A 23570-nucleotide genomic window follows, 5' to 3' on the forward strand; every position below is an offset into this window, starting at 1 on the left:
CATTACCCTATTCTATAATGCCCGCTCCCAACTCAGAATCAACAATATCAGCTATAGTCTTAGCTAGGGAGTCAACTTGATGCTTCTTTAAACCTTCAACCATAACCCTGCAAATATTTTCAGTTCCAGAATATCTTAATAAAACACGACCAGAATCACCTAAAGACGATCTCACATCTCTAAGAGCTTCTTGAACTAAAGGCAAAGCATCTAAAGGAATTTTCTCCTTTACAGATACGTTGATAAGTGCTTGAGGACTTTTCACAATTGGGGATGTTAAATCTGAAAGTGTAGATTCACTTTCAATCATAATGCGTAATACTTGCAAAGCAGAAACAATACCATCCCCAGTAGTATTATAATCCAAAAAGATCATATGACCACTTTGCTCTCCCCCTAGATTTGCCTCATGCTCCAACATATTCTGTAGAACATGACGATCTCCTACAGGAGAAATCAATGTCTCTATTCCTAAACTTTCTAGATATTTTAACACACCGAAATTAGTCATCACAGTAGCAACAACACGGTTGCCTTTTAAAAGATCCTTTTTCTTTAAATCATTAGCGCAAATACTCAGAATCATATCGCCGTCAACAATATGGCCTTTTTCATTTACCATGATGATACGATCGCCATCACCATCTAAAGCTATTCCGACATCAGCCTTATGCTCTATTACGGCTTTCTGAATTACTGATGGGAAAAGAGCCCCACAGTTATCATTGATATTACTTCCTGTAGGTTCACAACCACAACAGATCACTTCAGCATCAAGTTCTTCAAATACAGAAGGAGCAACCTTATAAGCAGCACCGTGTGCACAATCTAAAACTATCTTTAATCCCTTTAATGTTCTTCCTTTAGGGAAAGTAGCTTTCGCAAATTCTATGTAACGACCCATAGCATCTACAACACGCTTATTCTTTCCCACAGCATAATCTTCAGGCAAATTTCCGAAATCTCTATGAGCTACCATCTGCTCAATACGCCGTTCTATAACATCGCTAATTTTAAATCCTTCTGAGGAAAATATCTTTATCCCATTATCCCAATAGGGGTTATGGGATGCAGAAATCATAATTCCAGCATCTGCACGATAGGCACGAGTAATAAAAGCTACTCCTGGAGTAGGAATAGGGCCTAATACTAGAGTTTCTATTCCCATAGAAGTCAAACCTGCAACAAGTGCATTCTCAAACATATATCCTGACAAACGGGTATCCTTGCCTACAACAACACGATGTTTCCCAGGTTTACTCTCCTGTAAAACACCTGCAACAGCCTTACCAAGCAATACAGAAAGTTCTACAGTCATAGGCTCATAATTGGCTCTTCCTCGAACCCCATCCGTACCAAAAAGTTGTTTTACTTCCTTTGTCATTTATTCCCTTAAAGATTCATCAATAGATTGAAGAGTTGATTAAGCCATGAGATTCTGATTTAAAATAGCATTGGCGTGGATTTATTAGTGCGCAAGACAAGCTAGAAATTCTAACTTAAATTGTTCCAGAAAGAGTAACTATTTGCGTTTACTGAATTTGAAATCCCTGCCATTTTACTAATCCCTTTTAAATCTTCTAACACAAAATTAAAATTGTTATTAGAGAAATCATATTCTTAGATATGCGTTTCTGACATATGCATATAAAAAAATCCATTTAGAAATTTCTAAGGATTAGGTGGTCTGTCAAAATCCTAAGCATTCCCTATATAAATTTTTTAAAATCATCTTGATTCAAAAATAAAATATTTTTCCACTTAGAGTATAAACATCTATGAAGATCGCGATAACAGTCGGATTAAGAATTTGTGGGAAATTAAAATAAAAATTCTCTGAAAAACATAGATAAATAATAAAAAAAAATCCTTGTATAGGGTATAAAGGAATGTCTTTCGGCTAGGCATTTTGTTCTTGCAAACTTCGATATTTTTGCTATGGTGAAATTCCCCTAGAAAAAAGAGTGCTTTTATAAACCCTTTTTCTTCCAAGACTTTTTAACACTTGATATCTATAATAAATGGTCTGTGACAACAAAACTCTCTTGCGTAGAGGCTTAGAATTGTTTAGAAAAATTTCTAAATCTGCACCCGCTCCCATTATCTATTCTGCTGCCGACCACAACATAAAACTTAAAGACTTTTCCCCACACGCGCTCTCCGTAGTAAAAACTCTACGAAAAGCTGGTCACAAAGCATATATTGTTGGCGGATGTATCCGCGATTTGCTACTCAACACAACTCCTAAAGATTTCGATATCTCGACATCAGCCAAACCTGAAGAAATCAAGGCTGTTTTCAAAAATTGTATACTTGTTGGGAAACGCTTTCGACTAGCCCACATACGCTTTTCGAATCAAATTATTGAAGTTTCTACCTTCCGTTCAGGAAGCGCTGATGAAGACTGTCTCATTACTAAAGATAACCTTTGGGGGACAGCTGAGGAAGACGTTTTAAGAAGAGATTTCACAATCAACGGTCTTTTCTATGATCCCACAGAAGAAACAATCATAGATTATACTGGCGGGGTTGGTGACTTACAAAATCGGTACCTACGCACTATAGGAGATCCCTTTGTACGTTTTAAACAAGATCCCGTTCGGATGTTGCGTTTGTTAAAAATTCTTGCACGAGCTTCTTTCACGATAGACCCTAAAACTTTGGAAGCGCTTCAGGAATGCCGTTATGAGTTAATTAAGAGTTCTCAGGCACGTGTTTTTGAAGAGCTCATTAAAATGTTAGGCTCTGGGGTCTCTTCTGAATTTTTCAAGTTAACAGTTAAATATCAGATATTAGAAATTCTGTTTCCCTATATGGACAAGGCTTTTCGTTTAAATAAAATTCTAGAAGAGCAAACTTTTGCCTGTTTAGATGTTTTAGATGAAAATGTATTAAGTAAAAAATATAATTATGATCGTCATCAGCTTATGGCGGTATTTTTATTCCCCATTGTAAATTTCAATGTCCGCTATAAACATCGACAACATCCAAGTTTGTCTTTAACCGCTGTTTTTGATTATATTAAAAACTTTTTAGGGAAGTTCTTTGCAGATTCCTTCACCAGCTGTTCTAAAAAGAATTTTATTTTAACAGCTCTCGTGTTGCAAATGCAGTACCGGCTAACTCCGCTAGTGCCGACAAAGAAAATTCACTTCTTTAACCGTAAGTTTTTAAACCACGTACGTTTTTCAGAGGCTCTTTCTCTATTAGAAATCCGTAGCTTAGTTTATCCTAAACTAGATAAAATACTTGCTGCTTGGATTCGTCATTACCAAGCTCTACAATATAAAAAGGAACTTCCTTCTTGAGTTTAAATTAGCCATGTTTCCTCTTTATCTGGTTCATGTACTGTATCCTATAGGATTGATCGCCAACTTATTTTTTGGTAGTGCGTTTACCATCCAGTGGTTTTTAAGTGAAAGACGAAAGAAAGCCTATGTTCCCAAGGCTTTTTGGATTTTATCCTCTATAGGAGCGATTATGATGATCGCTCACGGTTTTATCCAAAGTCAATTTCCCATAGCTTTACTTCATGGGGCAAATCTTGTTATCTATTTCAGGAATCTCAACGTTGCTTCCCCTCGGAAGCTTTCATTGAGAACAACATTAGTCATTCTTGTTTTAACCTTATTGTTTACAACATTACCATTCGCTCTAGAAGCATACTACCATCCCCATATGGAATGGATGGCCTCTCCCAATATCTTTCATCTTCCTCTGCCTCCACCAAATATTTACTGGCATATTGTTGGCTGTTTAGGATTGTTTACCTTTTCCTCAAGATTTTTTATCCAATGGTGCCATTTAGAGATGAATAATCGCTCTACTTTACCAGCATTATTTTGGCAGGTAGGTTTCGTTGGTGGTTTCTTAGCATTTATATATTTCATACGTACTGGAGATCCTGTAAATATCCTCAGCTATGGGTGTGGATTACTTCCCTCACTGGCAAATTTACGTATCATGTATAAAAAATCACGCTTACCAGAGTTTCATAACCATAGCTGCTTCTTATCCGCAGGAGAGCCCAGCGGAGATACCCTAGGAAGTGATCTTATTCGTAATATCAAAGCTCTGAATCCTGATATACGCTGTTTCGGTGTTGGAGGACCTTTAATGCGCGAGGAGGGTCTCGAACCGCTCATTCGCATGGAAGAATTTCAGGTATCAGGATTTTTAGAAGTTTTTGGTGCTATTTTTAGTTTATTTAAGAAGTATAGAAAACTCTATAAAGCTATTCTTAAAGAAAATCCTGAAACTGTTTTCTGTATAGATTTCCCTGATTTCCATTTTTTCCTAATTAAGAAGTTAAGAAAATGTGGATATAGGGGGAAAATTATTCATTATGTCTGTCCTAGTATTTGGGCATGGAGACCTAAAAGGAAAAAAGTCTTAGAAAAGTATCTTGATACTCTTTTGCTAATACTTCCCTTTGAAAAAGAGATCTTTAAAAACTCTCCCCTAAAAACTATCTATCTGGGACATCCTTTAGTAAAAACAGTCTCTAATTTCCAAGATTGTAACTCATGGAAACAAAAATTAGAGATTTCTGACCAACCTAGTGTCGCAGTATTTCCAGGTAGCCGACCAGGGGATATATTTAGAAATTTACAAATACAAGCTCGAGCGTTCCTATCTTCATCACTAGCACAATCACATCAACTGCTTGTATCTTCTTGCAATCCTAAATATGATAAGAAAATTCTAGAGCTTCTAGAGAAAGAAGGTTGTCATAATAGTAAAATCGTTCCCTCAGAATTTCGTTATCAACTTATGAGAGATTGTGATTGTGCTTTGGCAAAGTGTGGGACTATTGTTCTTGAAACTGCATTAAATCAAACCCCAACGATTGTTACCTGCCTTCTAGGACCTTTTGATACCTTCTTAGCAAAGTATATCTTTAAGATTCTGATTCCTGCATATTCCCTACCAAATATCATTACAGGGTCTATCATCTTTCCAGAATTCATAGGTGGCAAACATGACTTCACTCCAGAAGAAGTGGCAGCAGCAATTGACATCCTCGCCAACCCTACAGCCAAAGAAAAACAAAAATATGCCTGTCAGCAACTTCTCAAGACTATGACAGAAAACATAGTAACTCCTAAAGAGTGTCTACAAGCCATATACTCACAAAAAAATCGTTTTCAATTAGAGAATGACTTTATCAAGAAATTTAATCCTGAAGGCTCTCGAGCTTAATTTTATAATCTATTCAAGAATGTAATTTTTGATTAAAACAAGTGTTGCTTCACCTCCTAACCAGGTGAAGCAACTTGAGTGATTAAGATCTTCTAAGAAAGACAATCTTAGATTAATGACTTAGTGAGAGCTATTCTTCACCATCCTTACCAGAGATAGCCAATAGAGTAGCTTTGTCATGGAGCCAAAGCACGACAACTCAAGCAGCTTGCCCCTACTGTTAAAAGTAAAATACCTACCGCTATAGACGCTTTAAAAACTATCATAAAGAACTACGGAGACTACACCACCCGCTAGGATAAGCATATCAATGATATTCACAACTTTATGGTCCTCAAGATTCACTGCGGCAACAACGCTTTACATGAGTCAGCTCTACAAAAGTAGAACTAGATGAAGGCACGCTCTTCATAAATCATTAAAATAACAAAATCCCAACAATTAAAAACTTCTGACTTCTTTCATTGCAATCGTATTATATAGAATAACTTAATGAAAAATTAAATTATAGAATCAGAAAATAAGAATATTTCTAGATATATTTTTAAAAAATAATCTAAACAATTGTGGGATATTATTAAAGTAAGTGTAAATACATTTGGAAAACTATAAAAGAATTGCTCCAAAATGACTGGTGCAATTCTAAAAATCTATTATAAAAAAACGGCTTAAGAATCTATTGAATATTTTCCTCGGGTAATGCCTTCATCATCACCTGCAAACAGACTTCCAGTTTCTTTACCTTCTCAACAAGTTTTTCTAGTTTCTCATTTCTTTCTTCCGATTCCTTTATGCCCCCAAGTCTTTCTTGTATTTCCTCTATCTCGGATTCAAGATGAAGAATTTTCCAATCAGCAGCATCTAATTGTCTCCTAGTTGGGTCTTCTATATGATTAACATAATCCTCACTGTAACAATTTTCGGATTCCAATTTTTTAGCTAGGACCTCTCTAAGTGCAACGTATTTATCTAATATGCTAGAAGGAATAACCTCACTATAAACTGCTGCTGCAAGTTCATTATAGTAATCATTCAGCATTTGATTGAAAAGCAGTAGAGTGTTTCTTGATTTTACAAGTTCTTTTTCTATTTTTCTAATTGTCTCAGATTTCTTATTGATCTCTCTTTTAGCGTTTTCTTTGAAGAGATCGTGTTCTGATTGCATGTTCTTGATTTTACTTTCATACTTTGTAATTATCTCGTCTAGTTGATCGCGATTTACTTCTTTGGCTGCCCGTAAATCATTTTCAAAATTCGTCCTTTCTTCTTTACGCTCTACCTCTAGCTGTTTCAACTTTTGTTGAAGAATAGAATTTTGCTCAGTTAAAATTGCTAACTGTTTAATCTGGTTTGTCACATCAGCCTTTTTATAATCGTCATCCGATAAAAATTGGCGCAATCTATTAATCTCTTCCTTCATAGACTCTTGATCTGCGATAGATAAATTCTTCAATTCAGAAAGTTCTTTCTCTAATTCCTGAATACACTGTCCCCTATTTTCTATCTCCAAAAGTGCATTATTTAACCGTTCCTCCAATCCCTCTACAATACATCGTATCTGTAGGTTATTTAGTTTATCTTTAGCTTCACTGATCGATTTATCAGAGTCCCGAGTCTCCTTACATAACTCTTCTAGTTGTAATTTTAATGTATCTTGAGAACTACCTTTTTCTTTATGTAGTTTCTCCATTTCCTTTTCTAATTTCTCAATAGCTCGTCTATCAGAAGAACCTCCTGATTGCACCTTCTGAAGGCGTTTTTGCAATCGCTCCTCTTCTGCGCAAAGTTTAAGGAGATAGATTTGCAACTCACTCACAAGTTGTTCCAACATACCAATGAGAGAGTCAGATAAAGATACATGCTTTTTTAGTAGAAGTTGGAAAGTCTGGTACGTAGGAATGAGATTTAGAGAATCTAAGATTTTTTCTTTTTGATCGATTTCTTTATTGAGATCTTCAACCATAGCAAAAGCTTTCTGATAAGCTTTTTCAGCCTCTTCTAACATCTTTTTACTATCAGTTAAGGCTTTTTTAAGACCAGAGAGGTCACCCCCCCCCCCCCAGATGAAGAGCTATCCTTATGGAAATTCTCTAATAGGGAATTCAAATCAGCACGTACCTCTGAGCACTTCTTTCTAGCTATTTCTAATTCCTCAGAAGCTTGATTCCTATCGCCAAGCAATCTCGTATGCTCAAATTTGTTCCTATTGTACTCTTTAATTAACTCCAGTAATTTCTTTTCCTCTAGACCAATTAAAGTAGCTGTCTCAGAAATTTCCTGTTTGATCTTGGAAATTTCTGGGTTATATTTAGTTGATCTATTTGTGACAATTGCTCGAGTTTTAGACACTAAAGTACGACAACTCAAACAACCAGCACCTATAGTCAAAAGTAAAACACCTATGCATACAGAAACTCCTAGAGTCGTCATAGTATAAAGAGTCCCAAGCTCAGCTCCAAAAAGAACAGAGCAAACCAAGCCTGCAGCTAAAATAAGTAGACCAATAACAATAATAACTATGTTAGCTACTTTGTGGACTCGAGATTCATTAAAACAACAATGCTGCACACGAACTACATCTATAAGATTAAAATCACGTGAAGGCACACTTCTCATAAAATATTCACCGTTAAAATAATAAAATCCTAATAATTAAAAGCGTCTCGCTTTTTTTCTTTGCAACTATTTTATCTTAAACAGGTTAAGTAAATAGTTCTAATTGAAGAACATCTAATTATATGATTAAGAATATTGAAAAAACCCATGAGTAGAGAGTGTTTTAATCCATATCATCCAGGATCATTTGAACCATCTTTTGCTGTTCCGGGGTTAAGAAGCGCATCGTTTCTTTTAAAGAAGCTTGCAATTTTTGTATATCTTCGGTAAGTTGTTGCAGTTTTTCTTGGAGTTGCTTAGAACTTTTAAAATTCTTGAGCTCTTTCTCTAAGGTTAGTATACGATGCTTAAGATGCATGATTTCATATTGAGCATCACATAACTTTTCTTCAAATGTAGCATACATGTATACAATATCCTCTCGAGAATAAACTTCATTTCCAAGTTCAATTCCCTTAAGAACAGCTTTGTCTTTTATAAATTGTTCCAACAATAGAGGTTCTACTTGAAGTAAGCCTTCATAATGCTCAATTACGTGATCGTATAGAACAAGGGTAGTTTGAAGTTTTTTTAATCTTAAATCCTTGACGTTTACTGTCTGATCAAATGTTTCGTGAACCCTCAGAAGATCATCTTTAAGTATAAAAAGACTATTCTCTAAGCCGTTTATTTCTTCTTTATATCTTGATTTTATCTCTTCAATCTCCAACGTATGTTTATCATTTAATTTCTCTAGTTCTTCCTGATAAATTTGTCGTATCTCTATTAATCTATCCTCGTAAACAAAAGCTTCTTGCTTACACCTTCTTTCAAGCTGCTCTAACCTTTGTTCAAGAATAGCATTTCTTTCTGTCAAAACTGCTAATCTCTTACTTTGATCGACTAAATTGGTTATCTTCTGATTATCTTTTGAAGAGAGCTGATGTAATCTCTGAATTTCATCCTGTAAAGACTCCTGATCTCCTGTGGATAAATTCTTTAAGTCAGCAAGCTCCTTCTCTAAATCCTGAATACGCTGTTCTTTATTTTCTATTTCTGTTTGAGCTTCTTTTAGCTGCTGCTCTAGCTCTTTTATGATCCACTGGATCTGCTCAGAATTCAGTTTGTTTTTCCCAGCAACTTCTCCGGCTTCTGTTGTTTCTTTGTGAAGCTGCTCGAGACGTATTCTTAACTCGTCTCTTGAACTACTTTTTTCTTTACGTAGTTTCTCAATTTCTTTTTCTAATTTCTCAACAGCTTGTTTATCAAAAGAACCTACTGATTGCAGCTCTTGAAGGCGTTTTTGCAATCGCTCTTCTTCCTCTTGAATTTTAAAAAGACGTATTTGTAATTCGCCTATAAGCTGTTCTAAAAGATCGATAATGAGGGATTGAGAAGAAATTTGTTTTTTTAATAAAATTTGGAAGTCTTGATAGGAGGAAACTAAATTTAACGCTTCTAAGGCCTTTTCTTTTTGATGAAGGTTTTTATTGAGATCTTCAACCACAGCAAAAGCTTTCTGATAAGCTTTTTCAGCCTCTTCTAACATCTTTTTACTATCAGTTAAGGCTTTTTTAAGACCAGAGAGGTCACCCCCCCCCCCCCAGATGAAGAGCTATCCTTCTGCAGCTTTTCTAATAGAGAATTTAGATCAGTACGCGCCTCTGAGCATTTCTTGCTGGCTATTTCTAATTTCTTGGAAGCTTGATTCTTACTTCCCACTAAACTCTTATGCTCAAGCTTAACTTTATTATATTCATCAAAAAGACGAGAAATATCTTCTTCAGCCTTGCTGATAATCTTTGTAGTTTCTGTTATTTCTTGCTTAATCTTTGAAATCTGCGAATCATATTTAGGCAGGTCCTTCCTATCTATTTTACGCGTTTTAGAAGCTAAAGCACGACAGCTTAAACAGACGCCTGAGGTTAAAAGTAAAATACCCACAGCCACAGAAATCCCCAAAACTATCATAGTATAGAACATGCCAAGCTCAGCGCCAAAAAGAACCGAGCAAACTAAGCCTCCTGCAAGGATAAGCAGTCCTACGACAATAGCGACTACATTAGCAACTTTATGAACTCGAGATTCACTGAAACAACAACGCTGCACACATGTTAACTCTACATCAGAGCGGCATGAAGGCACATTCTTCATAACTCATTCACCATCAAAACAATAAAATCCTAACAATTAAAAACTTCCGACCTCTTTCATTGCAACTACTTTATCTTTAGAGCTTTAAGTAAATATTTTGAATTGTAATTGAAAAGATAACATTTACTCTGGAACGAGACGAGATTGTTGCGGAATTCCGTGAAGACAAAGAACTCTGTCTGTCAATGAAATTTAGTTATTCTCAATGAGCCTGCGGTTACTTCTTCTTAGATTTTTTTGGCTCATTTAACTCTTTTCTTAAGGCTACTATCTGCTCCTCAAGTTCAACAATTTGTTGCTGCGCATCCTCCAGCAATAGCTGCGCTGCTACATCTAGACTGCGTATCTCATCTCTAGTAAAATGTTTTTTGAGTTCTTGCTCTCGAATATTCTCATTTTCTTCGATAAAGTCCGCCAAAATATCTGAAGGAGCTTCTTCCTTAAATATCCCTCGATAACGATCAATCATCCGATTATATAGAATCGATGTGTTTTGTAATTTTGAGATTTCTAATTTTAACTTATTAATCTGTTCGTTTTTTTCTTGATCCGCCTTCTCAAATCTTCTTCTGAGTTCTTCCTGTCTTATTTGTAGTTGCTGTAGATCATGGCTATGATTCAATTTCATCTGATCGATTTGGATTTGATAATCCTGAGCTAATCTATTCTGTTCTTCCTCATGTAGCCTACGAATCTTCAACAACCCATCTTCATAATTAGCTTCTTCTTGAACATGACGCTTCTCAAGTTGCTCCAACCTATGTCGAAGAATGGAATTTTTCTCCATTAAAACCATTAAGCTCTGTCCCTGCTTTATCAAATCGGTCATCTTATGATTATCCATCTCAGAAAATTCCATTAATTTTCTTATTTCATCTTGCAAATTTTCACGTTCCAATTTCGATAAACTTTGCAAATTAGAAAGCTCTTTCTCTAATTCCTGAATACACTTTTCTTTATCTTTCATCCCCAATTGTGTGTAGTGCAACTGCTGCTCTAACTCTATTACAATATAGTGTAGTTCCTGATTATCTATTCGACCTCTAGCATCATCGACTAGCTTATCTGTATCCCATTTTCCCTTGCGCAACTGTTCTAATCTCTCTTGAAGCTCTTTCTGAGACTCTTTCTTCTCTCGGTTTAATAGATCTATTTCTTTCTTTAATTTCTCAATAGCTGCTTTATCGGAAGGATCGCTAAAATCAGAACCTCCTGATTGAATTTGTTGAAGACGTTGTTTCAGCTTCAGTTCTTCTTCTTGAATTTTGCTGAGACGCGTCTGTAGATCATAAACTCTATATTCCAAAATCTCGATAAGTGAGGAATAGGAAGAAATTTGTTTTTTTAATAGGGATTGGAAATGCTGGTAAGAGGAAACTAAATGTAAATCTTCTAAAGATTGTTCTTTTTGATGGATATCTTTGTTGATATTTTCAACAGTGGCTAGTGTTTTTTGATAAGTAGAAAATGCGTCCTCTAGTGTTTTCTTGCTTGTAATTAAGGCTCTTTTAAGCCCAAAAAGGTCACCCCCCCCCCAGACGAAGAGCTATCCTTTTGGATCTTTTCTAATAGGGAATCCAGATCAGCACGTGCCTCTGTATATTTTTCATTGACCTCTTCTAATTTCTTAGAAGCTTGATCTTTCTTCTTAAGTAATGTCTTGAGTTCAAGATGCACCTTCTTGTATTCTTCAGACAACTTAAGCAACTTTTTTTCCTCCTCTTCTATTTGAGAAGTACTCTTAAAGATCTCTTGCTTTAACTTAACAATTTTTGCATCTTCAGCTGTCCTATCTATTCTATGTGTCTTATTAAATAAAGAACGAAAACCTAGGCAACTGGCTCCTATAGTCAAAAGTATACTACCCACAGCTATAGAAACCCCTAAAGTCACCATAGTGTAAAGCGGTCCCAACTCAACTCCAAAAATAATAGTACAAGCTATCCCCGCCGCTAAAATAAGCAGACCAAAAATCATAGCAACTAGATTGGCCACTTTATAAACTCGAGAATCAACAAAAGAATTAGATCGCGTATGGACTATATCTAAAGAATTAGAATTACATGCAGGCACGCTATTCATAAATCATTAACCATCAAAATAATAAAATCCTAACAATTAAAAACTCCAACCTTCTTTCATTGCAACTATTTTATATTTAATGGCTTAATCAAAAAAAATTTAAATTAAAATAAAATGAATATATGTTTTAGATCAAAAAATGACCCCAAACAACCTTGGAAGAGTTATTGCTAATCTGAAAGTGAGTGTGAGATTAAAAAATGAAGTTATTCCACCCAGAAATGAATGGAATAACTAAAAAGAGCCTCGCATAAAGCAAAACTCTAAATTAAAGTTAAAAAGGATATCTAGTTTTTACCATCGAGGATGTCTTGAATTTTCTTCTGATCTTCAGTAGATAAAGAACTCTTCATCAATTGACAGGTTGCCTTCAATTTTTCTACTTCTCTTTCAGATTTTATTAAAGATCTAGTCAAATCGTTAGTGTTTCTAGCACTTTCAAGATCTCTTTCTAATTTTTTCTTATCTTCTTCTAGATTCGATATAGAAGCTTTAAGGTCAACGATCTGTTTATTAGCATCATCTAATTGCACTTGTGTTAGAATTTTTTGGAACCCTGAAACTTCTGCTTTAGTATAATGTATTGCTCCTTCAGTTACATTCTGCAGAGTCGTTTTATCTTTTTTAAATTTATCCAACTCAGTGGCTTTTAGTTTTGTAATTTTTTCCTCATACGAACTTACCATTGCTTGATAGAGAACTAATGTATTCTTCAGTCTGATAATTTCCTGTTCTTTCGTATTTAGTTCCTGTTTCTTTTGTTCCAAGTCATTATTAGCAACGCCACACTTTTTTTCAAAATCAGACTTATCCGTCTCTAATTGCGTTTTTTCTTCTTTTTGTGTTTTTTTCAGATCACTGAGTTTAATTTCATAATTAGATTTCAAATTCGTGATCTTAGTTTCATAATCAAGTTTTTCTTGTTTATGCTCTTTCTCTAAGTTCGACTTCTGAGTATCATACTCAAACCGATCTCTATCACGAGCTTGTTTCAACTCATTAACAATAGCTTCATATTTAACTTTTAAGTCGTTGATCTTCTTCTCATAATCAGCTTTGATCTCATCTTTCTCTTGAGAATGAAGTTGTTTCAAACTATTTAGATGCTGCTGATGTAATGCGGCATCTTGTTTGTTTTTCTCTTGAGCTTCTTTTAACTGTTGTTGAAGAATCCGATTCTTATCCTTAACAATGTTAACCTGATTACTAATCTCAGTTAACTGTAGAATCTTTTGATTAGCTTCTCTTAGCTGTGCAAGTAATTTTTCAATCTCCGCCTGCGATGCAGATCTTTCCTGCTCAGATTTAGCATTAGCATTTCTTAATGCTTCGCGTAGTTCTTCAATTTCCTTACTCTTAGAATCTACATTTTCTCGCCATGTACGAATTTCTTTTTCCAAATCGTCTACTTTACTTTCAAGAATACCACGAGCTCTATCTTCTTTAAGCTTTCTAATCTCATCATTTAATTGTTCAGAAACCTCTATTTTCTCTTGAACAAGTTGAGCAATTTTAGCTTCTAGCTCTCTTTGAAGATCATCTTTTGATTGTCGAAGGTCTGCAAGAGCTTTTTCCAAATCTTCTTTTGCTGCTACATCAGCTGCATTCTTAGCTTCTAATTCTCGAATACGTGCTTTCAGCTCTACTTCTTGATTTGTAAGGTCAAGAATTCGTGTTTGAAGCCCAAGAATTTTCTCTTCTAGAGAATCAATAAGAACAGAGTAGTCTCTAACTTGTTTCGTTAATAGCCCTTGTAAAGTCGTATATGCTGGAACGAGCAGCTGAACTTCTAAGGATTTCTCTTTCTCAATTACTGCTTGATTTGCAACCTCGAAAGCAGATACGGCTCCCTGATAAGCTGCTTCAGCTGCTTCTAGGTCATTCTTACAAACAGTGACGTCTCTTTGAAGAGAATCCCAACCTTTTGAAGAAGCAACCCCCGAACGACGGGAAAGATCCGCATCCACAAGAGTTTGCTGTTTGATCTTTTCACTAACAGTGCCGAGCTTGATTCTTGCTTTCGCATATCTCTTACTAGCATCAAGCATCTCTTTATTAGCATCGTCTCGCTTCTTGACTAACTCTTTGTGCTCAGATCTAGCTTTTTCATAATCTTCAAGTACCTTATCTAAATTCCTATGTGCTTCCTCGATACCACCAGAAGTAGAAACAATGTTTTGTTTTAAGTTAGAGATTTGCGCGTCATCAATGTAGCGACGTTTAGGCTCGTCTTTCTTCTCGATTCTGATTGTCTTTGAAGTTAAAGAACGGCAAGTTAAACAACTTGCTCCTAAAGATAAAAGCAAAACACCGACAGCCACAGAAGCCCCTAAGGCTACCATAGTGTAGAGCATACCCAGTTCCGCCCCAAAAAGAACTGAACAGGCTAAGCCAGCAGCTAAAATAAGTATGCCAACTATAATAGCAATAATATTGGCAACTTTATGAGTCCTTGACTCACTAATACAATTACGTTGTATGCACGTTCCCTGTGAAGAGTTAGGAGTGTGCAAAGGCACAGTCTTCATAAGTAACTCACTGTTAAATATTAAAAATCGCAGATAATTGAAGCCGTTGACTTTCATTTATTGCAACCGTTTTATAAGCAGTTACTTACAACGTAAAAGATTGTGAGAAATAATTTGAAAAATAATCGTTTTGAGACTAGCCTGTTGAGGCATTTTCTCAGAAATTATCTAAATCGACATAGATCGCGGCCTTCTAGGTTTTGGCGGTGCTTGTTCTAATGCTTCCCGAAGATGTTCTATATGATTTCTTGCTCCTCGCAATTCTCTAGCAAGACGTAGTTGGACGTACTCCATGAGTTTAGCACGTTCTTTGGCTTGTTGCAGTTCTTCGCGTAGCCCTTGTATTTGTAATCGTTGCTGCTCTATCTTTTTATTAGCTTCGTAAAGTTTTTTCGATATTTTTTGAACTTCTTCTTCATAAGCTAGGCTACTTTCAAAATGAGCACTTACCATTTCTTGTTGTTGATTTTCATACTCTTCTCTTACTGTTTCTAAAGCGGATATATGAGCATTGAGATTTTTGATATGCTCATCAAATTCTGCATTTTGCTCATCCATTTCAAATTGTAATAACTCAATTCTTTCAATGTAGCTTTCCTTATCTTCTAACCGTGTCTGTAAAATGATCTCGAAATCATTTTCTACTTCATTTATGTAGCTTTCCTGTTCACGAATTGTATTTTGTAATCGCTGAATTTCTAAAAGCAAATTCTTCATTGTAATACGATAGCCTACTCTTTCAGAGCTATCTACAAAGTCTGTTTTGGAAAGATAGGTATGAATATACTTTGCTCCTACAGTAATTAAAACTATTCCTATAAGAATAGAAGCAAACAAAAGAATAGAACAAAATATAGGTAAGGAAGAAGCATAAGCAGCCAAACCAACAACATTTGCAAGGATCAGCACAATACCAACAGCAACAGCTGTGGTATGAGATAGCAAACACTTCTCAAAACGATGTATAGAAACTTTATTTGTAAAAATTTGATCAGGATTAATAGGGGAAGTTACACCGTTCATAGCATGCAAATACTCTCAATAAAAATGTAGAAAAGCCTCAGCGTTAATCTTCAGTATCATCGCTAGGCTGAATCACTATATTATTAGTTATAAATTCTTGAATATCAGAAACATTAGCGTGCAGAGTATTCGCTCTTTGAGTCAGAATACCTCCCGTAGGGATTTCTATTTCATTTCTATTTGTGCTCTCAGTGATGTATCCCTGAAGATTTTCTATATTAGATTTCAATGCCGTAAGTTTTTCATTCAATTCTGCAATAACATCACGTTTTTGTTCTCTATTTGCTACATTATCAGTAATAAATATCTGAAGTTCAGAAATCTCCTGTTTTAATTCAGATACTTTCCTCGTTGACTTTTCAATCATTTGATCTTTATTACGGAGGGCTTGTGCTTTTTCACGAAGCTGAGACTGTAACTCCTCACAATAAGTTCTCAAACTCTCAGCTATAATCTTTTCTGCCTGCTGAGACTGCCGTGCAAGTACTGATTCGGAATACAGCAATTCACTATTGATTCGGAACCTTTCTATAACGACATTTGAAGTCTCTTTATTCTCTTCTAAAATTCTCCTCAGCTCAACTAATTCAGCTCGTAAGCGGGTAACTAATTGTCCTAAGTCTGAGCTTTCTTTAGCCATAGCAGCATATCTGCGTGTTAAATTTTCTAGTTCCTCTTGCTTGAGCTTTAATAATTTCTGGATCCCAGAAGATTCTTCATCTAATTGAGATTGCAATGTAGCAATAGCGGTTTCTTTCTCAGATAAACGGTTCTGCAGATCTTGCAGCCGTTTCTGAAAATTTTGCAAAACATTTTCAGAACCGGAAATCTCTGCCCGACGAGCACGCGCTAATTTAAAGATGTTCGCAGTATGCATTCCACCTATGAAAAGGAGCAATATAACTCCAATAATGATCCCAGCAATAATCCCATTGAATGCTGTTGATGCGAAAGCACCAAATAAAACAAGTAAAGCTACACTAGCTGCTATCACAGTCAATCCTAAAATTCCTGCAATGATAGAAGTAATGAGAACAATCCGCGGTTTATTGATGTGATAACGACGGGAAGCTAATTGCTGCGTATGAGCAAACCCTAAGGGAAGTGAAGGTATCATAAGTTGCTCGCCTAAACATAATAGTGTAATAAATAACTAATTCTAAATAGAATAAGCTGCAAATATTCAATACATCTAATGTATTTAATAGCAAGTTATTTATTCTTAAACTTATGAAATTTAACAACTTAATCTCGACTTCTATCAATAACATAAAAAAGGCTCCTTACGATGATAAGCAGCCTTTTTGAGATCATCATGTTGACTAGTTACTTGGAAGCTTCATGTTCTGAAGAGGTGCTTGCCTCATCATCCGCATTATCTTCTTGCATAACCATGTAGTCGATATTTCGTTGGTTCACTGGAGAGCCTAAAATATTATTTGCTTCGAACCAGTGCGTATCCTCGTCCTCCTCTTCATCACTAGAAGGTAGTTCTATTTCCATACTTACATCCTCCAATCGAGACTCTAATTCTCGGGATAGATTAACAATTTCTTCTTTTGCAGATTGTAATTGTTGTTCTAGTTTCGCTTTATCCATACCAAGTTGATGTAGATCTTCGCTAAACCTACCCTCACTATGTTCTGCTCTATTAAATTGAGCGATAATTTCTTCCCTAAGGCAATCCAATTCAAGCCTTTGTTCTTGTAATTGTCTATTTAACTCTCGCTCCACGATTTCTAAATCACGTACTCTTCGGTGTAGTAATCCTTTTTCATCTCGATGTTGCCGCACGGAAACACAAAGATGAAAAAGGTTATAAACAGCTATACAGATAAGTAAAATAGATACGATTATCGTTAGGGTCACAAAAATAACATGAAGAGACCCTAATTTCGCATGAGAGGCGATACGCACAGCAACCTGTGCCCCAAAAACAATGAGACTCAAGGCTATCGCTGTGATATTTACAACGCGATGGCCTTGAGGTCCACGTATAGTAAAACAAACAGGAAGTCTGTTTAAATTCGTGCTTGTGGTTAGAAACTCCATCCACAACTTCCTCTAGGATAAAATGAGAAACACATACGTATCAAGAAACATAAAAGTTTCGTGTATAGGTGATGCGAAAATACTCAGAATAATTCCTGAATATCTCGATTGTTGACTTCTATCCTAAAATGACCGCTGGGAATGGATACAAGCGTTAATGAGACTGCACTTTAGTTTCTAATTCTTCTACTTTTTTTGTTGCTTGATTAAGAATTTCTTCTTGACGATTGAGTAATTTTAAACTCGTAGCATGACGTATCAAATAGTATCCCATCATACAAATGAGCAAAAGTCCTGCAACTATAGCTACACCAAGGGCAGCAAGAAATTGTACAGGAGCACCCTCACCAAAATGAATTAGTAAAGTAAATAGGCCTCCAATAAGTGCTAAACTTGTAAACATGGTAATCAAGCTAGCAACACGGTTGACTTTTGTATTACGCACATCACAACAAGAAACATTCTTAGTCCCTATACCAATAGGGGCGGGTGTTTCAACTAACATAAGCCACTCTCCTTAAATGAATTGCATTGTCTTAGCAATTTACAGTAACAAGTTTAATTAATACGCAATAAAAAGATAAACAAATTAAATGCGATAATTGAGAAAAATTCTAAATAATTAACCAATGCAAATTCTAAAAGAATTAATTGGTTAAAGAATTAAAAATTAATAATATATTCGGATATAGGGAAACAACGTAATTTATGCGCGTCCAGCTATCTGAGAAGGAGAAAAAGAGAACAAAGTTCCCTATGAAGCAACTCAAGAAATGAGTAGCTATTAAACTATTTTTTTGATCACTAAAACTAGGGATATTTTTTTAGATTCTTTAAAAAATCTTTATATCCTCTATAACTGATTAGCCGTCTTTGATCTACTGATTTACTGTGTTATTTTGCAATTCGATTGGAAGAGAATACTTACTCATAAAGTAATCTATAGCCACATATAAAAGCAGCAAACTCGCTACCATAGACACAACTAATAAAACAAGCAGTATAGAACTAGGATTAGTATAAAAAAGGATCAGCAAAGCTATCTGAATACCAAATAATGCTACACCAGATAAGCCAGCAACTATATGAGCAATATGAACAAGCCTAGACTTGTTTACGCTAACAGACGCAGGCTTTATTTGATTCTCAATACTAATATTATCTAAATTAATTGTCATAGGCCGTTTTGGTTGTTAAAGATTAAAAGAATTTTTACCAATGATTATAAAAAACAATTGACCCTACTTATTCAATAGGGTCAATAAACTGATGTTCATTATAAGTATTAATTTAAAGAGATGTAAAATATAGATTTTCAGCCCTTTATTACATAATTATCGTTTCGAATTAATCAAGTTCTGGGTCGTCTGCATTGTCATCGTTAGGATCATTCACAGGCTCATTCTGATTTTCATTCACTCCGTCATTAACATGAACATCTTCATTTACAACGTTATTCTCTGGGGCGTTTACAGGCTGTTCTCCGGCATCTTCAAATGGATCCTCTTCATCTAATTCTAAATTAACTTCGTTGATCTCATTCAATTGAGTTTGAAGATCTGTTACCTGAGTCTGTAAATTTTGTACCTGACCTTGTGCAGCTGCTAATTCTTGAGCCCTCGCTTCAAGCTGAACTTGGAGATCTCGGTTTTGAGCTTGAAGATTTGTTAACTCTTGATCTTTCTCATTAATCTGAGCTTGAAGATCTGCAACTTGACCTTGTACGGCTGTTAATTCTTGGGCTCTAGCCTCAAGCTGAACTTGGAGATCTCGGTTTTGAGCTTGAAGATTTGCTATCTCTTGATTTCTTTCTGTGATTTGAGCTTGAAGATTCTCTATCTGTTGATTTTTCTCAGTAATCTGAGCTTCCAACTCTTGAATTCTATTACGTAGAGTTGTTACCTCTTCTCCAGTATCACCACGAGCTTCAAGTTCTGTAATGCGAGTGTTTAGATTAGTTATCTCTTGCTCTTTTTCAGTCACTTGATTCTGTAAAGTTGCAATCTGCTCTGCTAAACGTGCAGACTCTTGTGTTGCTAATTCAGTATTAGCTGTTACAGTTAGTTCAAGCTCTTGAACTTGATTCTGTGCTCCTGTCAATTGCGATTGAAGTTCGGTAATTCTAGCTTGTAGACGTTGTTCTTCCTCGCTACCAGTACCTCTTGCAACTTGAAGCTCTTCAATTCTAGCTTGTAAATTCTCTATCTCTTGATTCTTGCTGGTAATTTGTGCTTGGAGCTCTTCAATTCTAGATTGTAAACCGGCGATTTCTTGAGTAGAACCCTCTTGCAATTCTCTGAGCTGTGTTTCTAGCTCACGATTTCTTTCCGTAAGTATAACAACTTCTGCTTGTGAAGCTTCTAATTCAACTTGCAAGTTTTGAACTTTCTGTTCTAACCGTATTGTTCGGTCTGTAGCGCTAGCAACTTGTGCGGTTTTTTCAAGAAGATCTTTTTGTATTCTTTCGAATTCTGCAATGACTTCTGGATGTCCTTCTTGCAATAATTTGAGGGTGGATTCGTTTTGTTCTTGTAATAGTCGAACTTTAGCTTCTAAAGCTGCTTTCTCTTGTTGTGCGGTTTCTAAATCACCTGTGACAGCTATCAACTGTCCTGATAAAACGGTATTTCGCTCTTGCTCTTCAAATAATTGAACTCCATTACGTGTGAGTTTAGCTTTTATTTCTGTAATTTCATTTTGTAGGCGTGTGTTTTCCTCTACAAGTCTCGCATCTCCAGGGACCTGTCGGCATCTCGAAACTAGCTGATACATAGCCATAGATAAAAGAATCACGCTAGCAAATAGCGCAACTCCAACAATAGCAGCAAGAGTTGTGGATGTAGGTAAAGCAAAGAAAACCAAAGCCCCTACCAAAGCTCCGATAAGAACTAAGCCTGCTAATAATGTGATAGCAGCAGCAATTCGTTGATATTTACTTGCTTGTATGCTACAGAATGGTTGTTTTTGTGTTGTAGGTGTAAGTGTCGTAGTAGTAGTAGTGTTCACTGAGTTAGTTGTCATAAACCGCTCACTTTAAATAAAATAAACTTAGAATATTGAAACGGTCGTAATGTTTTAAATGCAAGAACTTTATGCGAAATGACAAGTAAAAGATTTAAATAGAAAATCAAGTGGAAATAAGCCAGGGACAAATGGTTAGGGACATTCAAAGATTTTCTTAATTTTTATAATCTAAACACTTAAAAGTAGGCGATTCTTTTTTTATATGCTTTAGATAGGTAAGTCTTTTATTTTTCAAAAAGCATCTTTGTAAATATTGAAGAGATACTATTACATAGTAATGAGAAATTAAAGATCCCCTCCCTCAGGGGATCTTTGGATCAACAAATTTAAGATAATTATTTATCTTCAAATTGTTTCAACTTATCTTCAGCAATTTGGAGAGCCAAATCTTTAGATTGCATCTTCGCGGACATCTTCAAAAGTTCATTCTGAGTTTCAACTAACCTTGTTTTGTAGTCCTCTAATTGAACACGCGAATCTTCTAACTGATGATGGAGACCTTGAATAACTTGTTGCGCTTCTTGTTGCTCTGTTAGAGATCGTTTTTCGATAGAATCAGGACTCATAGTCTCTTCATAAACCCTCAAAAGTTCTGTAAGTTCTTTGATCTTGCCTTCTAACACAAATATACGTTCGGTAGATTTTTCCAAAGACTCACGCAATGAAAACAGCTTAGCCTCTCTAGAATCAAAGATCTCTTGTTCTAATTCATAAAGGGCTGTTGAATTAATCGGGGCATTTGGAGGAAAATTAAATTCTCGTACCCTTGCTTCCAGTTCTGCGTCACCATCACAATATTGCTGTAATCTTAAAGCTCTCATGCTTTCTATTCTATTTCTTCCTGTTGCGGAACTGTTAGTAGAACGAGAAAGATCAAATAAGGCACTTTCCAATTCAAAAATCCTTTGATAACAGATTCTTCTCTCAGAATATTCACTAAGCACACAAACGTCCCGTTCTAATGAGGAACCCTTACTTAAGTTTTCCAATCTCTCGATTCTTCGACGTGCCATGCTTACCCGTTCTTTGGCGTCTCTACTCATTAGCGTTCTTATTTTTTTTCTTTCCTGCTCTAGGTAGGCTAGGCTACTCGATCTCTGAGGATCTGATCTAAGATTCATTGTTTTTTCATTCGTATAGACTTGAACCGTTTTTTCTAATTGTTTATTTCTATTTTCCAATTTTGCAATAGTGGTATTACCCTTAAGTATTCTCTGATTCAAATCCTGAATCTCTTCTTGCAAATCAGCAATCGTTCCGCCATTTCCCCCTTCTAATCTTTGAACTTCCTCTTCTAATCTTCGAATCTCTACTTTACTATCTTCTAATTCTGAAGCCACTGCTTTTTTTCTACCTACCTGCAAGGCTATTTGCTCCCTAGCAACTCTCTGAACCCGAGTTTTGTCATCTGATAAAAGAATTACTTGTTTCTGTAGCTGTGAAACCTTCTCGTCTTTTTCTTTATTTTCTTTTTGTAGTTTGGCAACTTCATCTTTCAACTCTGCTCGCAAAGCTCGATAGGTCCCAATTCGATCTCCATCCTCATCTGAAGATAATATATGCTCTCTTTGCAAATCGCAGATGGTATTTTCAAAATTAGAACATCTCTTCTCAAGTGCAACTATTTCTTTCTCATATTCGCTACGTTTATCTCTGAAAGCTTGAATACGCGAATCTCTCTCACTAGCAGCATCCGCAAGATCCCGTTCTAATCCATGAATTCTCGAAGTTGCCTCAAACAAACGCTGTCTCAACTGTGAGCTTTCTTCTTCATGACGTTGTCTCTCTTGCTGAATTTCTTTTTCGATAGTAGAGATTTCTTCTATTTTAAATTGCAGTTTACCTTGTAATTCATTGATCTTCTCCTCAGCATTTCTATGTACTTCACTGAGTTCTTCTATCCTAGACTGATACTGAGCAATATTTTCAGAAGAATTGGGTTCTTTAGACACAGATATTTCTAATTGCACAAGTTTAGCCTCTAAATTCAAACATTTGATACGCAGCTCATCTCTTTCACCTTCCAATTGCACTCGAAGTTTTTCAAATTTTTTAGCAATTCTACCGTTATTTTTCTCTTCTACATCCAAGGATGTTTTCACTAATTGAAGCTCTTCATAGACTCGTAATTTCAGATCTTGTAGTTTCTGTATCTCCTCATCTTTCATTGCCAACTGTCTTTGTGATTCGGTAGATGTTGAGTATAATTGATCAGCGCTAATTCCTATCGCTGTTTCCAATTCGGTTATGCGACTTTGTAGTTGTATACGTTCTTCTTGTAACTCCCCCAAAGCACTCTCTAAATTAGATGTACGATTTTTAGATTGAGATTCAGCGTCAGAAACGGCCTGTTCTAAATCCCGAATTCTCGATTCAAAAGCACGACGCTCATTTTCGTTTGATATCTCTGAAAGACGCCCTTGTTCTTCAAACCCACGAATTCTTATCGCATCCTCTTGATGTCTTGTGAACATTCTCTGACGTTCTACTTCCATTTCCTCGATCTGTTGCTGCTTTGAACGTAGCTCTCCTTGAATTTCATCAACTACCCGAGTATTTTCTAAATCTAATCCTCGGACTTTCGCTAGAGCTTGTCCTCTATCTTGCTCTAGCCTTTGATCGTGTAGATCAGATAAACCAATAGTATGTTTCCTATTCGCTAGGTGATAAGAGCTCATTACAAGGAAAAATACTGCAGCTAAAACACACATGACTAAAATGAAACTGTGAATTACTCCTAGTTCAACACTAAAAAAAACTAATGCAGTTATACCAGCAACAAAAACCAATAAGGATAAAAATATAGAAAATAAATTAATCACCAAGCAAACCTTGGATGAATTGGTCTCAATCAAACATTGATTTATTCCTTCTGAAGTTGGCGTTAAACACGCAGGGATACATCTCATA

The 23570-nt window shown here is 35.8% G+C and carries 17 protein-coding genes; 2 read left to right on the forward strand and 15 right to left on the reverse strand.

Translation table 11 applies throughout. The features are described from left to right. Positions 1 to 7 precede the first annotated feature (7 nt). Positions 8 to 1384: a phosphoglucosamine mutase gene (gene glmM / locus H9Q19_RS01220; protein ID WP_213241454.1), complete on the reverse strand. Its 1377-nt coding sequence runs from the start codon at positions 1382 to 1384 to the stop codon at positions 8 to 10. Between the two features lie 637 nt (positions 1385 to 2021). Here glmM and pcnB point away from each other — a divergent pair. Both pcnB and lpxB read left to right on the forward strand, forming a co-directional pair. After that, positions 2022 to 3308, forward strand: a complete 1287-nt coding sequence (gene pcnB, locus H9Q19_RS01225) for a polynucleotide adenylyltransferase PcnB (protein ID WP_213241456.1) — start codon at positions 2022 to 2024, stop codon at positions 3306 to 3308. Between the two features lie 13 nt (positions 3309 to 3321). Continuing rightward, positions 3322 to 5202 carry a lipid-A-disaccharide synthase gene (gene lpxB / locus H9Q19_RS01230; RefSeq protein WP_213241458.1) on the forward strand — a complete coding sequence of 627 codons (1881 nt, stop codon included), beginning with the start codon at positions 3322 to 3324 and terminating at the stop codon, positions 5200 to 5202. Positions 5203 to 5878: 676 nt separating this feature from the next. On the opposite strand, the gene H9Q19_RS01235 is transcribed toward lpxB, so the two are convergent. The 14 genes from H9Q19_RS01235 to H9Q19_RS01300 all read right to left on the reverse strand — a co-directional run bounded on the left by H9Q19_RS01235 (position 5879) and on the right by H9Q19_RS01300 (position 23569). Continuing rightward, positions 5879 to 7207, reverse strand: a complete 1329-nt coding sequence (locus H9Q19_RS01235; RefSeq protein ID WP_213241460.1) for a hypothetical protein — start codon at positions 7205 to 7207, stop codon at positions 5879 to 5881. 14 nt (positions 7208 to 7221) lie between these two features. Next, a complete protein-coding gene (locus H9Q19_RS01240; RefSeq protein ID WP_213241462.1) occupies positions 7222 to 7818 on the reverse strand; it encodes a hypothetical protein in 597 nt (198 codons plus the stop codon). A 163-nt stretch (positions 7819 to 7981) separates the two neighbouring features. Then, complete coding sequence (locus tag H9Q19_RS01245; protein WP_213241464.1) at positions 7982 to 9346, reverse strand: coiled-coil domain-containing protein; 1365 nt, start codon at positions 9344 to 9346, stop codon at positions 7982 to 7984. Between the two features lie 14 nt (positions 9347 to 9360). Continuing rightward, on the reverse strand, positions 9361 to 9951 hold the full coding sequence (locus H9Q19_RS01250) for a hypothetical protein (protein ID WP_213241466.1): 591 nt from the start codon (positions 9949 to 9951) through the stop codon (positions 9361 to 9363). Between the two features lie 217 nt (positions 9952 to 10168). Continuing rightward, a complete protein-coding gene (locus tag H9Q19_RS01255) occupies positions 10169 to 11257 on the reverse strand; it encodes a coiled-coil domain-containing protein (protein WP_213241468.1) in 1089 nt (362 codons plus the stop codon). Positions 11258 to 11448: 191 nt separating this feature from the next. Continuing rightward, positions 11449 to 12033, reverse strand: coding sequence for a hypothetical protein (locus tag H9Q19_RS01260; protein WP_213241470.1), 585 nt, complete (start codon positions 12031 to 12033; stop codon positions 11449 to 11451). 287 nt (positions 12034 to 12320) lie between these two features. Continuing rightward, entirely contained in the window at positions 12321 to 14561 is a 2241-nt protein-coding gene (locus H9Q19_RS01265) for a hypothetical protein (RefSeq protein ID WP_213241472.1), read from the reverse strand. A 168-nt stretch (positions 14562 to 14729) separates the two neighbouring features. Continuing rightward, a complete protein-coding gene (locus tag H9Q19_RS01270; protein WP_213241474.1) occupies positions 14730 to 15584 on the reverse strand; it encodes a hypothetical protein in 855 nt (284 codons plus the stop codon). A 43-nt stretch (positions 15585 to 15627) separates the two neighbouring features. Next, entirely contained in the window at positions 15628 to 16701 is a 1074-nt protein-coding gene (locus H9Q19_RS01275; RefSeq protein ID WP_213241476.1) for an IncA family protein, read from the reverse strand. A 209-nt stretch (positions 16702 to 16910) separates the two neighbouring features. Continuing rightward, positions 16911 to 17636 carry a hypothetical protein gene (locus tag H9Q19_RS01280; RefSeq protein ID WP_213241478.1) on the reverse strand — a complete coding sequence of 242 codons (726 nt, stop codon included), beginning with the start codon at positions 17634 to 17636 and terminating at the stop codon, positions 16911 to 16913. A gap of 154 nt (positions 17637 to 17790) precedes the next feature. Continuing rightward, positions 17791 to 18141, reverse strand: coding sequence for a hypothetical protein (locus H9Q19_RS01285; protein ID WP_213241481.1), 351 nt, complete (start codon positions 18139 to 18141; stop codon positions 17791 to 17793). A 373-nt stretch (positions 18142 to 18514) separates the two neighbouring features. Then, complete coding sequence (locus H9Q19_RS01290) at positions 18515 to 18814, reverse strand: hypothetical protein (RefSeq protein ID WP_213241483.1); 300 nt, start codon at positions 18812 to 18814, stop codon at positions 18515 to 18517. A 169-nt stretch (positions 18815 to 18983) separates the two neighbouring features. Next, complete coding sequence (locus H9Q19_RS05365; RefSeq protein WP_249324522.1) at positions 18984 to 20657, reverse strand: coiled-coil domain-containing protein; 1674 nt, start codon at positions 20655 to 20657, stop codon at positions 18984 to 18986. A 338-nt stretch (positions 20658 to 20995) separates the two neighbouring features. Beyond that, positions 20996 to 23569 carry an IncA family protein gene (locus H9Q19_RS01300; protein WP_213241485.1) on the reverse strand — a complete coding sequence of 858 codons (2574 nt, stop codon included), beginning with the start codon at positions 23567 to 23569 and terminating at the stop codon, positions 20996 to 20998. Position 23570 lies beyond the last annotated feature (1 nt).

This window comes from Chlamydia crocodili (assembly GCF_018343815.1).
In the GTDB taxonomy this organism is placed as follows: Bacteria; Chlamydiota; Chlamydiia; order Chlamydiales; family Chlamydiaceae; genus Chlamydia; species Chlamydia crocodili.

Excerpts from the sequence above, each read along its gene's own strand:
- glmM (WP_213241454.1), bottom strand. The coding sequence starts at position 1,384 with ATGACAAAGGAAGTAAAACAACTTTTTGGTACGGATGGGGTTCGAGGA.
- pcnB (WP_213241456.1), top strand. The coding sequence starts at position 2,022 with ATGGTCTGTGACAACAAAACTCTCTTGCGTAGAGGCTTAGAATTGTTT.
- lpxB (WP_213241458.1), top strand. The coding sequence starts at position 3,322 with ATGTTTCCTCTTTATCTGGTTCATGTACTGTATCCTATAGGATTGATC.
- H9Q19_RS01235 (WP_213241460.1), bottom strand. The coding sequence starts at position 7,207 with ATGTTAGAAGAGGCTGAAAAAGCTTATCAGAAAGCTTTTGCTATGGTT.
- H9Q19_RS01240 (WP_213241462.1), bottom strand. The coding sequence starts at position 7,818 with ATGAGAAGTGTGCCTTCACGTGATTTTAATCTTATAGATGTAGTTCGT.
- H9Q19_RS01245 (WP_213241464.1), bottom strand. The coding sequence starts at position 9,346 with ATGTTAGAAGAGGCTGAAAAAGCTTATCAGAAAGCTTTTGCTGTGGTT.
- H9Q19_RS01250 (WP_213241466.1), bottom strand. The coding sequence starts at position 9,951 with ATGAAGAATGTGCCTTCATGCCGCTCTGATGTAGAGTTAACATGTGTG.
- H9Q19_RS01260 (WP_213241470.1), bottom strand. The coding sequence starts at position 12,033 with ATGAATAGCGTGCCTGCATGTAATTCTAATTCTTTAGATATAGTCCAT.
- H9Q19_RS01265 (WP_213241472.1), bottom strand. The coding sequence starts at position 14,561 with ATGAAGACTGTGCCTTTGCACACTCCTAACTCTTCACAGGGAACGTGC.
- H9Q19_RS01270 (WP_213241474.1), bottom strand. The coding sequence starts at position 15,584 with ATGAACGGTGTAACTTCCCCTATTAATCCTGATCAAATTTTTACAAAT.
- H9Q19_RS01275 (WP_213241476.1), bottom strand. The coding sequence starts at position 16,701 with ATGATACCTTCACTTCCCTTAGGGTTTGCTCATACGCAGCAATTAGCT.
- H9Q19_RS01280 (WP_213241478.1), bottom strand. The coding sequence starts at position 17,636 with ATGGAGTTTCTAACCACAAGCACGAATTTAAACAGACTTCCTGTTTGT.
- H9Q19_RS01285 (WP_213241481.1), bottom strand. The coding sequence starts at position 18,141 with ATGTTAGTTGAAACACCCGCCCCTATTGGTATAGGGACTAAGAATGTT.
- H9Q19_RS01290 (WP_213241483.1), bottom strand. The coding sequence starts at position 18,814 with ATGACAATTAATTTAGATAATATTAGTATTGAGAATCAAATAAAGCCT.
- H9Q19_RS05365 (WP_249324522.1), bottom strand. The coding sequence starts at position 20,657 with ATGACAACTAACTCAGTGAACACTACTACTACTACGACACTTACACCT.
- H9Q19_RS01300 (WP_213241485.1), bottom strand. The coding sequence starts at position 23,569 with ATGAGATGTATCCCTGCGTGTTTAACGCCAACTTCAGAAGGAATAAAT.